Origin of the sequence: Acinetobacter sp. Res13-Abat-PEC15-P4-01, assembly GCF_015676285.1 — a bacterium.
In the GTDB taxonomy this organism is placed as follows: domain Bacteria; phylum Pseudomonadota; class Gammaproteobacteria; order Pseudomonadales; family Moraxellaceae; genus Acinetobacter; species Acinetobacter nematophilus.
This window is the reverse complement of sequence record NZ_JADAIN010000001.1, coordinates 44,999-59,163: the sequence shown is the minus strand read 5'-3', so window position 1 is coordinate 59,163 and position 14,165 is coordinate 44,999. Positions and strand designations below refer to the sequence as shown.

Here is a 14,165-nt window from a genome sequence, read left to right as displayed (position 1 = left end):
ATTTAAAGCGTATCGAATTTACATGTCTGATATTAAAACTCTCCGTAATATTGCCATCATCGCGCACGTCGACCATGGTAAAACGACTCTAGTAGATAAACTTTTACAACAATCAGGTGCACTCGGTGACCGCGCGGGTGAGATTGAGCGTGTTATGGATTCGAATGCGCTTGAGTCTGAACGTGGTATTACCATTCTTGCAAAAAATACTGCAATCAAATGGTTAGACAAACGTACAAACACTGAATACCGCATCAACATCGTCGACACCCCGGGACATGCTGACTTCGGTGGTGAAGTTGAACGTGTAATGTCTATGGTTGACTGTGTACTTCTTCTTGTTGATTCACAAGAAGGTCCAATGCCACAGACTCGCTTTGTAACTCAAAAAGCCTTTGCGCGTGGTTTGAAGCCAATCGTGATCATCAATAAAGTAGACAAGCCAAGCGCTCGTCCAGACTGGGTGATTGACCAAGTATTCGATTTGTTTGATAACTTGGGCGGTAGCGATGAACAGTTAGATTTCCCAGTGGTTTATGCTTCTGGTCTTCGTGGTGTTGCTGGTCCATCTCCAGAAGAACTTGCTGAAGATATGACACCGTTGTTCGAAACAATCGTAGATATTGTTGAACCACCTTCAGTGGATGTTGATGGTCCATTCCAAATGCAGATTTCTTCACTTGACTATAATAGTTTCGTGGGTGTAATCGGTGTAGGTCGTATTCAACGTGGTTCAGTAAAAACCAATACGCCTGTGACTGTGATCGATAAAGATGGTAAGACACGTAATGGTCGTATCTTAAAGATTATGGGTTACCATGGTCTTGAGCGTGTAGATGTAGATTCAGCTCAAGCGGGTGATATTGTATGTATCACTGGTTTGGATGCATTAAACATTTCTGACACGATCTGTGATCCTAAAAATGTTGAAGCATTACCTGCATTGTCTGTAGATGAACCTACAGTTTCGATGACTTTCCAAGTAAACAACTCACCGTTTGCGGGTAAAGAAGGTAAATTCGTAACTTCACGTAATATCCGTGAACGTTTAGATCGCGAGTTGATTCATAACGTTGCATTACGTGTTGAAGATACTGACAGTCCAGACCGCTTTAAAGTATCTGGTCGTGGTGAACTTCATCTTTCAGTATTGATTGAAACAATGCGTCGTGAAGGCTTCGAGATGGGAGTTTCTCGTCCGCAAGTGATCATGAAAGAAGTTGATGGCGAAATGCAAGAGCCATACGAGAACGTAACATTTGATGTTGAAGAACAGCATCAAGGTTCTGTTATGGAGCAAATGGGTAACCGTAAAGGTGAGTTGACCAATATGGAAGTTGACGGCAAAGGTCGTATCCGTATTGAAGCAACAGTTCCATCTCGTGGTTTGATTGGTTTCCGTTCTGAATTCTTAACCATTACTTCCGGTACTGGTATCATGACTTCAAGCTTCTCGCATTATGGTCCTGCGAAACAAGGTGCAGTTGCGAAACGTCAAAATGGTGTGTTGATCTCTATGGTTAACGGTACTTGCTTAGCGTTTGCATTGTTCACTTTACAAGACCGTGGTCGTCTGTTTGCTGAACCACAGTTAGAAGTATATGAAGGTATGATCGTGGGTATGAACTCTCGTTCAGACGACATGACTGTGAACCCAACCAAAGCGAAACAGTTAACTAACATGCGTGCATCTGGTACAGATGAAGCATTAACGTTAACACCTGCAATTAAATTCACGCTTGAACAAGCTTTAGAATTTATTGAGGATGATGAGTTGGTTGAAGTTACACCTAAATCTGTTCGTATTCGTAAAAAATTCTTAACTGAAAATGAACGTAAACGTGCTTCTCGTGGCTAAGTGTTTTAACTAGGAATAATTTAATTTCTAGGAAAAAACCGCAATTTTTTAATAAATTGCGGTTTTTTTATATAAATGTAAAAGGCTTTTGGTTTTTAACAAAAAACGAGTAAATTAAGCGGAAATGTACATGGAAACATAATGTATACTTCGTCACATAAAAAATACCTAAAATTGGCTTGGAGTTAAAATATGAGTATTCTTTCAGAATTCAGAGAGTTCGCCATTAAAGGCAACATGATGGATATGGCGATCGGTGTCATCATCGGTGGGGCATTTGGCAAAATCATTGACTCATTGGTCAAAGATGTGATCATGCCATTGATCTCTGTGATCACAGGTGGTGGTGTAGATTTCACACAAAAATTTATTGTATTGGGGGATAACCCGAATAATTTAACTTCATTGGATGCTTTACAAAAAGCAGGTGTGAATGTTTTAACTTATGGTAACTTCATCACGATCTTCTTAAACTTCCTGATTTTGGCTTGGGTTGTATTTTTATTGGTTAAATTCCTTAATAAAATCCGTAAACCTGCTGAAGCTGCACCGGCTGCAACACCTGAAGATGTTGAATTACTTCGTGAAATTCGTGATGAGTTGAAGAAGCGCCCACAAGCCTAATAAATCTGATTGAATATGCAGAATTAGATATTTTTAAATTATTTTTAGAAATATAAAATAGTTGTAAAAATGCGAATTGAAACGGTACGATTAAGTACCGTTTTTTATGCAAGAACATAAAAAGGATGACTGCCATGGTTAAAAAAAGCATAGGGATAGTGATCATATTCATGGCTTTATCCGCGTGTTCTGAACATCCGAAAGAGCAGCATGCAGTAGCAAATGCTCAGGCTGAACGTGCAGATCAAGCGCAGGCTGCAAGTGGTTTGACATTCAGTGACATGCCAAATGAACAGACCACTTACGCGACCATTGAAACAGATTCAACAGATGAAAATGAAGCACTCTTAGTTGCTTTGGAAACACGTTTATTAAAAGAAAACTTTGAGTTTATCGAAAAAGACAGTGGATCATCATGGTCTGAAAATGACTGTACATTAAATAAAATCATTCAAGTTAAAGGCGAAGGAATTCGCTCATATAAAGCGATCAGCAAAGAAAAATTAGGGGATGAGCAGCAATATCGCCCGGATTTCATTTTATTGGTATTTAGTTTCAAGGATGAACCCACCGCAGCGCAAAGCTTTAAAATGCTTGAATCAGCAGTCAATTCGGCAGGTGGTTATTGCAATGGTAAATCACCTGAAAATATTGTCAGAAATGGCAATGAAATTTTTTACTTTACCACCAGGGCAGAGATGTTTAGAACTTATATTGATGATTATGCAAAATTTATCCATGAATTTAAACCTGAATAAAGTGATTCAAATATATAAAAGAGTTTAAATTCATGAGAACAGCTCAGATTTTTATTTTTTTGGTGAGTTTTCTCATCCATGGATGCCAAGCTCAAGTTAAAGTTGATGAAAATTTTATTCAGTTGTTCAGCCCAGAAATACGCCCTCAAGTGATCTCGATGTGTGAACAATATGATTCCAATGATCAGGTTCAGGGGATTTATTTTAGTCGCTATGCATTTGGTTTATATACCTTTATTGGAATAAAAAACAACAGATTTGAAATACTGAGCTTTGACGATGCCAAGTATTCTTCTATGGATAAAGTTTCAGATATTGAATTGCAAACGGGTCAATATATAAAACGAAATGACCAAATCATTTTAAAAACGGAAAAAATGACTCAGACAGATCCCTTGGTAAACCAAAGTGCAGATTTTGAAAACTTGATTTATTTGCAAAACTCTCAAAGTGCATTTCTAATTAAAGATATTGAGAATGTAGCCAGTTCAATGTCTTGGTCACAAACGATGGGAAGTACGCGTTCGCAATTGAAGAAGATTCACTGTCATATTCAGGATTATCATCACTATAAAGGTGATGAAGAACCATCACCATCTTATCAAGCATTACCGGAACGCTTTAAACCGCTTGTGATTGATCAACCTATGCATTTGACAATAAAGTCGGCGGAAGACATTTTAAAGTCATTAGAGCGAAATGACGATTCGGAAACAGTTATAGAGCAAAAAGTTCAACTGATAAGTGGCAATACCCGGAAGTTATTTATAAACCAGCCAATCTGTATTATTCAGGGGCAAGGTAAAGGATTGTATGGATATATCAATCAGCCGAATCAGCCCCTAACGACAGCATGGATGAGTTTTGAGCAAGGTGCGAGTACGGGAATTGCCAAGCAAGGCGATATCATTTCGACTTCATACCAAGAATGTAAATCTTTAAATTAAAAATCCATACGGAATTTAATTTCAAGCAAATGAAAACCAAATTGGCTTTTTACAGGTCCGTGCAGAACATGTTCAGCCGCAGTAAATACCAATTTATCAATCACAGGAACGAGTTGTCCTTTTTAAACTTCTCCAAGCTCTCCCCCGCGTTTAGCCGAGTTGCAAGTTGAGTGCTGTTTCGCAATTTTTGCAAAATCAGCACCATCGTGAATCTTCTTTTTGAGCTGTTCCGCAAAATCTTTATCTTTGACGAGAATATGTCGAACGATTGCAGTTTTCATTTCATTTTTCCTCGTGTATTTCTAGGAGAGGCTTTAACCGGTTTAAGCGGTTGGCATTGCGGGCAAAAAACACTGGCTCTTTGTCCGAGTTTTAGATTTTCTAAAGTTGTTTCACAGTTGATGCACATTTCACCTGCACGACCATAAGCCAACAAGGTTTGTTGAAAATAGCCATTTTCACCCATTGCATTGGTATAGTCCCGTAAGGTTGAACCTCCCAAGTCAATCGCCTGCTTTAAAATTCTTTTGATTTCAATCACCAAGTCTTGAACTTGTTGCTTTGACAGACTCGAAGCAGGCTGGGCAGGGTGGATGCCCAAATTAAATAAACTTTCAGTTGCATAGATATTTCCAACACCAACGACAATGTGGTTATCCATGATTGCAACTTTTGTGCCGATATTTTTATTTTTCAATTTTTCAAACAAATATTCAGCATTAAATTTATCACTCAATGGCTCAGGACCCAATGTATCAATCAGTTTACTTTGGCTCTGCTCATTGAGCCAAATAATGCAACCAAATCGGCGTGGATCATGATAGCGCAATTGCATATCTTCAAATTGAATGATGAGGTGATCATGCTTTCTCAGTTCTTCACTCTCATCACAGATTCTAAAACTACCTGACATACCCAAATGCCAAAGCATCGTATGCTGTTCGAACTCAGCCAAAATGTATTTGGAACGACGTGTTAAGTGAATGAGCTTTTGCCCTTGAAGTTGCTGAATATCTTCAGGAATTGGCCAACGTAAGCGAGATTCACGGACTTGAACATGAGTAACTTTTTGACCGATCAAAGGAATTAAACTGGTTTTTGTTGTTTCAACTTCGGGTAATTCAGGCATGCACTTGTCGTATCACAGGAGAAGATCATTATTGTATGCAAGAATGAGGCAGCTTTAAAGAGTGGTTCTGTTGAGGTTGCGACTTTAGGTTAAGATCAGCATTAGCATCGCTGGCTGAAACTGTATTTTTATTCATAAGTATCTGTTATTTATAATAAAGTTTATTGATAAAATAAAGTTTTCCAATTGATAAAAAATATCTGATAGTTATATGTAAAAAAATGTGTAAATTTCTAGTGAATAATCTCCAAAATAATTTGGATTACCCACAGTATTTTAGGCGTGATTGTAATTTTAAAGCTTGGTTTTTCTAATGGTTTTATGGAGATCAAGCATTTGAGATTCACAAGTTTATCCTTATGCACTTAGCTTTAAATTAGGCTTCACCATGAAAAAAATTGCTTATCCTTTAGTGGCAATCTCTACATTTACCATGATCTCCCTTGCATCGGCAGAAGATGCTTTTGATGTGCATGCATCCACCCTGACAGGGGACTGGAATGGCACACGTACTGAACTGGCTGAAAAGGGGATGAAGTTCGATGGTACGATTGCCATGGATGGTTCATATCTTGCTGATGGAGGTTATGACGCGCATCAAGCACCAACTTTTGCTACCCAGTTTGGTCTTGGAACTACTTTGGATATGGGGAAATTGGCAGGTTGGAATGATGTCACGATTCGTGCTTTAGTTACGGCACGCCAAGGTGAAAGCACGTCATTGAGAGGGATTCAGGCACCCGATGCACCACAGTGGGCAAACTCTCAAGCCAATTGGGGGCGAGGTAATTCAGGTAGCCGTTTGAGTGAGCTCTATATTGAAAAGAACTTTAAAGAACAAGGCTTGAGTATTCGTGTAGGACGAATGGGTTTGGGTACTGAATTCAATACCATGGCTTGTGATTTTCAAGGCAATGCATTTTGTGCTGCACAAATGGGTAAATGGCAAGGTAAGCTTTGGTATAACACACCTGTGTCGCAATGGGGCGGACGCTTGAAGTATCAAATCAATCCAGAGTTATTCGCACAAGTCGGTGTTTTTGAATATAACCCAGAGAATGCTTTGGAGCGTCAAGGCTGGAATCTGGATACAAAGCATGCTGATGGTGTAAATATTCTTTCAGAAGTGGTGTGGTCTCCAAAGAAAGGCTTCAATGATTTACCAGGCAGTTACCGTTTTGGTACTTTATACAATACTGCTGATGAAGCTAAAAATCAGTACGATGTGGCTTATAAAGCAGGGACCAAAGCTGAAGACCGTACATATGGGGGATGGATTGCCTTTGAACAGCAATTGACTTCAATAGGCGAGGGTAAACGAGGTCTGCATAGTTTTGGTAATTTCACAGTACATGATCGAACGACAACGGCCGTCAGTGATTCACAACAACTGGGTTTAAAGTATTATGGGTTATTTGAAAGTCAGCCCAATGATATTCTAGGTTTAGCTGTGAATAGAGTACATTTGAATGATCGCTATACGGATTATGTGAATAATAGTCGCTTAGGCACAAATTTAAGACAGCTGAATGAAGATGCAGAGTATAATATTGAGTTAAATTACTCCTATTACCCAGCCAAATGGTTCATGCTTCGTCCTTTAGTACAGTATGTGGTGCATCCTGGTGCAACCAATCAGGTTGACAATGCATTGGTCATTGGCTTGGGGTCTAAAATTATTTTCTAAAACTATTTTCTACAGTCATCCGAGGAAACCTAGATGCAAAGAGTGAAACATTTAAAAATTAATACCACACTACTTTGTTTAACAGTCTGTATTTCCCAGAACATTTATGCTGAATCGGAATCTCAGGATTCCACTCAGCAACTACCTACCATTAAAGTTGAAGCAACACGCTCAGATACCAGCGTACTCAATACCCCTGCTTCTGTTTATCGTATAGACCAACAACAAAATCAAAATAATATGGGTGTAAACCTCACTGAAACCCTTAAAGGTATTCCAGGTTTACAACTGAATAACCGTGAAAATTATGCACAAGATTTACAACTGTCGATGCGAGGCTTTGGCGCGCGCTCTACCTTTGGCGTGCGTGGTATCCGTTTGTATGTAGATGGTATTCCCGCAACCATGCCCGATGGGCAAGGTCAAACCTCGAATATTGACTTAAGCAGTTTGGATCATATTGAAGTGTTGGGTGGACCTTTTTCATCCCTCTATGGAAATTCATCAGGGGGGACAATTCTCACCACGACCAAAGAGGGAACAGGACGTGATTCGGTTGAGTTGGGATACTCAGGCGGAAGTAACAATAAAGGGCGTGCTGATATTGTTTTACAAGGGGGTGCGGATCAAGCCAATGAGCCAAGTTATGTGATTAGTTCTTCGTATTTTGATACCGATGGCTATCGTGATCATAGCGCGGCACGAAAAACATTGAGTAATGCCAAACTCACTTGGGATTTGGATGATGGCTCAAAAATTAACTGGATCACCAATTATGTCGATATTCATGCGGATGACCCACAAGGTCTCAATCGGAGTCAGTGGAAGCAGAATCCAAAACAGGTCAATGACAGTAAAAACGAATATAATGTCCGTAAAGATATTAATCAGACACAAACAGGGATCAATTGGACCAAACCCATCAACGACCAGAATGAAATCTATTCGATGGTTTATTTAGGTCACCGGGAGGTCACACAATATCAATCTATTCCAAGTTCTGCTCAAAAGAACCCTCGCCATGCAGGTGGTGTTATTGATTTTTCCAGAGATTTTTATGGTGCAGATTTACGTTGGACAGGTAAAGAGCTTTTGCCGAACACGCGTATCAGTTTAGGGCTTGCTTATGATGCCATGAATGAAGATCGCCAAGGCTATGAAAACTTTACTTTAGATAATAATAAGCCGCATTATGGTGTAAAAGGTAATTTACGTCGTGATGAACGAAATACTTTATGGAATTTAGACCCTTATCTTCAGGCGTCTTGGCAATTTTTACCGACATTACGTGTAGACACAGGATTGCGTTACAGCAATGTCCATTACCAATCTAAAGATCATTACATTACTGGCTCTAATGGCGATGACAGTGGTCAAACAGATTATAACAAGTTGCTTCCATCTGCTGCATTGACATGGGAAATTACCCCGGAGATCAGCAGTTATATCAGCTATGCCAAAGGTTTTGAGACACCGACTTTTACCGAAATGGCTTATCCGATCAGTGGAACTTCGGGCATTAATTTTGCACTGAAACCTTCGACCAGTGATAACTATGAACTGGGTTTAAAGGCACAAAATCAATGGGGTAATTTTACGGCTGCAGTTTTCCAAAGCAATACACGAGATGATATTGTTTCTGCTGGATCAGTGGATGGTCGAGCAACCTATCAAAATGCGGACAAGACATTGCGTCAGGGCGTTGAACTGTCTTGGAATAAAAAGTTGTGGAAAGATGTCACAGCACAGGCCAGTTATAGTTTCCTCGATGCAACATTTGATGCAGACATTCCAAACTCAGACCCTAAAAAAGTTATCCATAGTGGAAATTACATTCCTGGTATTGCTAAAAACCAAGCCTTTGTTGGATTTGGTTGGCTTCCTGAAAGTGGTTTGAATGCCGGGGTTGATGTTCGTTATATGGATAAAATCTATGTTGACGATCTCAATACAGATACTGCACCAAGTTATACAGTCACCAGCCTAAATGTCGGTTATATCTGGAAAAACAAAGATTGGAAAGTTCGTAGTTTTGCTCGGGTAGATAATTTATTCGACAAAAACTATGTGGGTTCTGTCATTGTGAATGATGGCAATGGGCGATTCTTTGAACCTGCAGATGGTATTAACTGGAGTGCCGGTTTAAGCATCACCAAACAATTTTAATTCGCTGGGAAAATAATTTATGTCTGCTCCACCGAAGTTATTTGAATCCATTCAATTTGGCTCACTTTCACTGAGCAATAAAATAATTATTGCCCCCATGTGTCAATATTCTGCAACAGATCAAGGTGAGGTCACTTATTGGCATGAGCAGCAATGGGCAAATTATGCTTTGTCTGGTGCAAGTTTGTGTATTGTCGAAGCGACTGCTGTTCAAGCACAGGGCCGAATCAGCTATGCTGATCTTGGCTTATGGAATGATACACAGCGAGATCAAATTAAGGCGTTGTTGAATAAAGTAAAAACGATTGCGCCCACACCTTTTGCGGTACAGCTTGCACATGCAGGACGTAAAGCTTCAACGGATAAACCATGGTTGGGTAAAGGTCAAATTGCAGCAGATCATCAGCATGGTTGGCAGACAGTTTCTGCCAGTGACATTGCGTTCAATGTTGAAGATGTTGCACCACATGCCTTAACACTTGAAGAAATACAAACCATCATTGATGATTTTGCTCAGGCTGCAATCCGTGCTGTTGAGGCAGGATTTTCATTGATTGAAATCCATGCAGCCCATGGCTATTTACTGCATCAATTTATGTCACCACTGTCGAACTTTCGTACAGATCAATATGGAGGCAGTTTTGAAAATCGTATTCGCTTAACTTTAGAGGTTTTTCAAGCGATTCGAAATTCAGTGCCTGCCAATTATCCTATTGGTGTACGCCTTTCTGCGACTGATTGGATGGATGCGGAAAATGGTTGGAATATTGAGTCGAGTATTGGTTTATCTAAAGCCTTGGCCCAATTGGGAGCAGTTTATATCCATGTTTCCTCAGGTGGTTTACATGCCCAACAAGACATTAAGATTGGTGCAAACTATCAGGTGCCTTTCGCCAATGCAATTAAAAAACAAGTGAATATTCCAGTGATTGCGGTAGGGTTAATTACGGAAGCGGAACAGGCTGAACAGATTCTTCAGCAGGGTGAGGCAGATGCGGTTGCATTGGCAAGAGCAATCTTATATGACCCACGCTGGCCTTGGCATGCAGCCGCAAAACTGGGGGCTAAAATCTCAATAGCACCTCAATATTTACGTTGTCAACCTCATGGAATAAAGGATTTGTTTTCAGCATACTGATGAAATCACAGTTTTACTGAATCTATTATTCTTTTAAAGTATTTAAATTTATCAAAGATATATTCTAGGATATATCTTTATTTACGAGTTCTGGAAAAGGAACGGTTTAAATGATTTTTTCGGTAATTTTTCCAGTATTTTTTCTATTATTTCTGGGTTTTATCTCTGTCAAAATTCAATTGATAAGCAAAGCGCAAATCACAGCCTTGAGTGCTTTTGTAATCAAAATTGCTTTACCTGCTTTACTCCTGCATGGATTAGCTTCAAAAGATCTGCATGAAATTTGGTATCCAGCATATTTCTTCGTCTATGCCAGTGTCACGTTTGCTTTATTTATTCTGGCTTTCTTGGTTGGGCAGAAAATTTTTAAAAATCATTTTACCCATGCCTCGGTATTTTCCCTGGGTGCATCCATGTCTAATACAGGATTGTTGGGTGCTGCAATTTTAACGTTGCTGATGGGTAATGAAGCCATGATTTACATCTCTTTGGTGGTGATCATCGAAAGTGTTTTTCTGGTGCCGCTAATGCTGACTCTGGCAGAAATTGGACGTCAACGGCAAGCTAACTTAGCGGCTATTCTAAAAATAACTTTTATCACTTTACTTAAAAATCCGTTATTCCTATCGGTAATGATCGGTATGAGTTGCGCAGTTTTCAATATCCAGATTCCACATCTATTGGATGCTGTTTTTGCCATGCTTGGACAAACAGCTTCGCCACTGGCACTCTTTATCATTGGTGGTGGAATGGTCGGACTGACCATTCAATCCTTTAATCTGCAAACCATTTATCTGGTGATCTCAAAAAATATCTGTATGCCGCTCTTGGTTTATTTGGGGCTTGCCAATTTTACAGATTTGGATCAAAAAATGATTTATGCGGGTACTTTGATTGCAGCGTTACCCATGCCATCTTTATTTGGGATCTTTGGACAAGTCTATGGTTTGAATGAAAAAGCGCTGACGCCTCTGATGATAAGTACTTTTTTGAGTTTTATTGTTGTCAGTGTATTGATTGGTGTATGGTGGTAAAAGCACACGCTTTATCGTGTGCTTTTGGATTTGAATCATTATTTTTTCGCAGGTGCCGTTTTTGCTGGTGCTTTAGCCTTTTCAGCAATCAATTTATTGACCACTTCTAGAGATTCTTTTGCTTTAGGCACATTATTTTTTGCTAGCTCAGCGAAAATCTTTTGCGCTTCAGGCAAGTTTTGATCAATGATATTGCCATTGGTCAGCATATTTCCAACAGCCATTAATGCAGGAATATAGCCTTTCTTGGCTAAGTTTTGAATTGCATTCAGTCCCTGGTTCACTGTGGTCGCATTTTTCTTTTTCAAACCATCCGTGATGTCATACAGGGCTTTGGCATGAATCGCAGGGGCAAAATCTTTTTTCACTAAAGGATCAAGTTTCTGTAAACCCAACTTGTCTGATGCTGGCGTACCTTCGGCAAATAATAAAACGGCTAATTCCACTGTCGCATCATCAAAACCTTGAGATGATGATTTCTCGAGATATTCACGCACTTTCTTTTCATCTTTGCTTAAGCCTAACTGTCCTACAGCGTAGCTTTGAGCCAAAACATAACTTGCGACTGGATAGCCTTTTGCTGAAGCATCCTGATAATATTTCAATGCTTTTTTATCATCTTTGGCAGTACCTTGCCCAGTTTGAGTTAAATAGCCTAAGTTATATAAAGCTTGCGCATTGCCTGTTTTAGCGAGACGTTCGAGTTCTTGATAGGCTGCAGGATAGTTTTTTGCTTGAATGAGTTCTTGTGCTTTTGCAAAAGCAGGATCAACATTAGTTTTAGGTGCATCCGCAGCAAATGCTGAAATACAAGATAAACTTAGAAGAGTGGCAATAAGTGTTTTTTTCATTTTGAAACTGTACCTGATTTTAATTTCAACATAATTCCATTTATAGTGGTAGAACGGGTGGATGGCTTTTTTAATCATAATTTGAAAATTATGAATGTAAACATTCCAATTGTATAGCTTGGTGCATTTATGTTTTAGATTTTTTATAGATAAGCATAAATTAAGCAGATTTTAAAGTTATTGTTGCGTAGGAGATCAAGAAATATCTTACTACGCGTTTTATAAATCATTTAACCGCTTTTAACAATAACTCAATTTCACCTGCATCACGTGCACCTGAAATACGTGAGCCATCTTGTAAGAAGAATGTTGGAGTACCATCTACACCCAGCGTTTTAGCCAAGGCGATATTCTTTTCAACAGGGGTACTACAAGACTTGGTTGGAGTTGGCTGTTTTTTATCAATGGTATAATCTTGCCATGCTTGGTATGGGTTTTTAGAGCACCAGATTTGTTGCGATACTTGTTCAGCGTTTGGATGTAAACGTGTGATTGGGTACAAGAATAAATAAATCGTCACGTTGTCGATATTCTTTAATTCTTTTTCAAGATGTTGGCAATAAGGACAATCGGGATCACTAAACACATAAATAGTGCGTTCGCCTTTACCTTTGACATGTTTGATGGCTTGTTTTAAAGGCAGCGCTTTAACATCAATACTTTTTAAAACTTGTTCACGTTCGGCAGTCAGATTTTTTTGTTCTTTTAAATCAATTAAATTGCCGACAAAGAAATATTTTGCTTCCTCATTGGTGTAGACGATACGACCACCCATATAGACTTCATAAACATCTTTGATCGGTGAGTTCTGTACAGATTTCACTTCAATTTCAGGATACTGAGTTTTTAAATTTTGTTCTAATGTTTTGATGTCAGCATGTGCAGAAGTAAAGCTAAAAATGCTTAAACTCAAAAGAGATAACCAGATTTTCATGATAAAGCTCAAAATAATAATGCCGATATTGTGCACTGAATCAGGGCTAAAAATATATTGAGATCATGTAATTGAAATATCTAATTTAAATGTGCCGTTTATTTTTTAAAAAGCTGTAGATCCCGTGTTGTGCCAGTTGCTGTTGTAATTGCCCAATATATTGATTTAACTCTGTTTCAGATTCCACTTTTAAACTCAATTACTGCTGAATTTGAATTTCATGGAACATTTTCCAGTATGCTGCACAATTTGGAAATGTCTCATAGAACCTTTTCTACCTGTTGTATTAACGATACTGAACTCAATCCGTTGAATGGATGCGATAGGGGAAGATGTCAGCTTCAAACTGCTGATGATCAATTGATGATTGCAAATATAAAATGCAGCAAAAGATAAATTAAACTTTTTAAGCAGCCAAATGACAGCACTTTTCTAATTTATTTTTATTTAAGGCAAATAAGGCAGCATTGTGTCTTTTAATATCTCAATCAATTCTTCATCCATATAGGGAAAATCATCTGGAATATCCAAAACTACCACTTTTTTGTGTTGGAGTTGCTGAGCAAATTTTTCTTTGATGTTTTGTTTATGCTTCTGCTCCATGACAAAAATCATATCTGCCCAGACAATGTCTTTGAGTGAAACGGTATGCTTGGCATGTTTACTGGTTCCAGCAGAACGAGTGGAAAGTCCATAGCCCACTGCAAAGACACGCTCGGCAGTGGGGCTACGCCATTGATTACGACTACATATAAAAAGGCTATTCAATCTGTGATCATCCAAAAATCATAGTGTGCTTGTTTTCGTCTTTTTGAAGAGGAAATACGAGGATACTCAATCCCAAGCTGTTTGGAGCGAGAGCGTTTTAATGATCTATTCCAAAGCATTTTCCAGTCTTTTTCAGGTTTCCACAGGGTAGAGCCATGCCTGCAATCTCGACCACGATGTAAAAATTTGACTTTACGTCTCCAAGCGCGGTTTCTGTTTAAATCGTTTGCAAATAATTGTGATGGAATATCCATAGGGTAAAACTCATGAG

13 protein-coding genes and 1 pseudogene are annotated in these 14,165 nt (G+C 38.9%); 8 read left to right on the top strand and 6 right to left on the bottom strand.

The annotated features are described in order from the left end of the window. Positions 1-22: 22 nt before the first annotated feature. The 4 genes from typA (at position 23) to IMO47_RS00310 (ending at position 4,187) form a co-directional block, all read left to right on the top strand. On the top strand, positions 23-1,858 hold the full coding sequence (gene typA / locus IMO47_RS00325) for a translational GTPase TypA (RefSeq protein ID WP_004829923.1): 1,836 nt from the start codon (positions 23-25) through the stop codon (positions 1,856-1,858). Positions 1,859-2,050: 192 nt separating this feature from the next. After that, positions 2,051-2,482 (top strand): large conductance mechanosensitive channel protein MscL, encoded by a 432-nt coding sequence (mscL, locus tag IMO47_RS00320; RefSeq protein WP_196074982.1) that lies wholly within the window; start codon positions 2,051-2,053, stop codon positions 2,480-2,482. 134 nt (positions 2,483-2,616) lie between these two features. Further along, positions 2,617-3,240, top strand: coding sequence for a hypothetical protein (locus IMO47_RS00315; RefSeq protein WP_196074981.1), 624 nt, complete (start codon positions 2,617-2,619; stop codon positions 3,238-3,240). Positions 3,241-3,272: 32 nt separating this feature from the next. Then, positions 3,273-4,187 (top strand): hypothetical protein, encoded by a 915-nt coding sequence (locus IMO47_RS00310; protein WP_196074980.1) that lies wholly within the window; start codon positions 3,273-3,275, stop codon positions 4,185-4,187. Here IMO47_RS00310 and IMO47_RS00305 read toward each other — a convergent pair. Together IMO47_RS00305 and mutM are read right to left on the bottom strand one after the other, a co-directional pair. Continuing rightward, positions 4,184-4,468: pseudogene (locus tag IMO47_RS00305) on the bottom strand (peptidylprolyl isomerase). The gene IMO47_RS00310 and the pseudogene IMO47_RS00305 sit on opposite strands and share 4 nt — an antisense overlap. After that, positions 4,465-5,316: a bifunctional DNA-formamidopyrimidine glycosylase/DNA-(apurinic or apyrimidinic site) lyase gene (gene mutM, locus IMO47_RS00300; protein ID WP_196074979.1), complete on the bottom strand. Its 852-nt coding sequence runs from the start codon at positions 5,314-5,316 to the stop codon at positions 4,465-4,467. The pseudogene IMO47_RS00305 and the gene mutM overlap by 4 nt, the downstream one beginning before the upstream one ends. A 388-nt stretch (positions 5,317-5,704) precedes the next feature. On the opposite strand from mutM, the gene IMO47_RS00295 reads away from it, so the two are divergent. The 4 genes from IMO47_RS00295 (at position 5,705) to IMO47_RS00280 (ending at position 11,341) form a co-directional block, all read left to right on the top strand. Further along, positions 5,705-7,003 (top strand): carbohydrate porin, encoded by a 1,299-nt coding sequence (locus IMO47_RS00295; protein WP_196074978.1) that lies wholly within the window; start codon positions 5,705-5,707, stop codon positions 7,001-7,003. 33 nt (positions 7,004-7,036) lie between these two features. Then, entirely contained in the window at positions 7,037-9,169 is a 2,133-nt protein-coding gene (locus IMO47_RS00290; protein WP_196074977.1) for a TonB-dependent receptor, read from the top strand. Positions 9,170-9,188: 19 nt separating this feature from the next. Next, the gene (locus IMO47_RS00285; RefSeq protein WP_196074976.1) at positions 9,189-10,307 is read left to right on the top strand and encodes an NADH:flavin oxidoreductase/NADH oxidase; all 1,119 of its coding nucleotides are present in this window, start codon (positions 9,189-9,191) and stop codon (positions 10,305-10,307) included. Between the two features lie 110 nt (positions 10,308-10,417). Continuing rightward, on the top strand, positions 10,418-11,341 hold the full coding sequence (locus IMO47_RS00280; protein WP_196077297.1) for an AEC family transporter: 924 nt from the start codon (positions 10,418-10,420) through the stop codon (positions 11,339-11,341). A gap of 38 nt (positions 11,342-11,379) precedes the next feature. Here the strand turns inward: IMO47_RS00280 and IMO47_RS00275 are convergent, their stop codons facing one another. The 4 genes from IMO47_RS00275 to IMO47_RS00260 form a co-directional block, all read right to left on the bottom strand. Beyond that, complete coding sequence (locus IMO47_RS00275; RefSeq protein WP_196077296.1) at positions 11,380-12,192, bottom strand: tetratricopeptide repeat protein; 813 nt, start codon at positions 12,190-12,192, stop codon at positions 11,380-11,382. Positions 12,193-12,418: 226 nt separating this feature from the next. After that, on the bottom strand, positions 12,419-13,126 hold the full coding sequence (locus tag IMO47_RS00270) for a DsbC family protein (RefSeq protein ID WP_196077295.1): 708 nt from the start codon (positions 13,124-13,126) through the stop codon (positions 12,419-12,421). A gap of 447 nt (positions 13,127-13,573) precedes the next feature. After that, positions 13,574-13,894 (bottom strand): protein tyrosine phosphatase, encoded by a 321-nt coding sequence (locus tag IMO47_RS00265; RefSeq protein ID WP_196077294.1) that lies wholly within the window; start codon positions 13,892-13,894, stop codon positions 13,574-13,576. After that, the gene (locus IMO47_RS00260; RefSeq protein WP_196077293.1) at positions 13,891-14,148 is read right to left on the bottom strand and encodes a hypothetical protein; all 258 of its coding nucleotides are present in this window, start codon (positions 14,146-14,148) and stop codon (positions 13,891-13,893) included. Before IMO47_RS00260 ends, IMO47_RS00265 begins: the two co-directional genes overlap by 4 nt. Between the last annotated feature and the right edge of the window lie 17 nt (positions 14,149-14,165).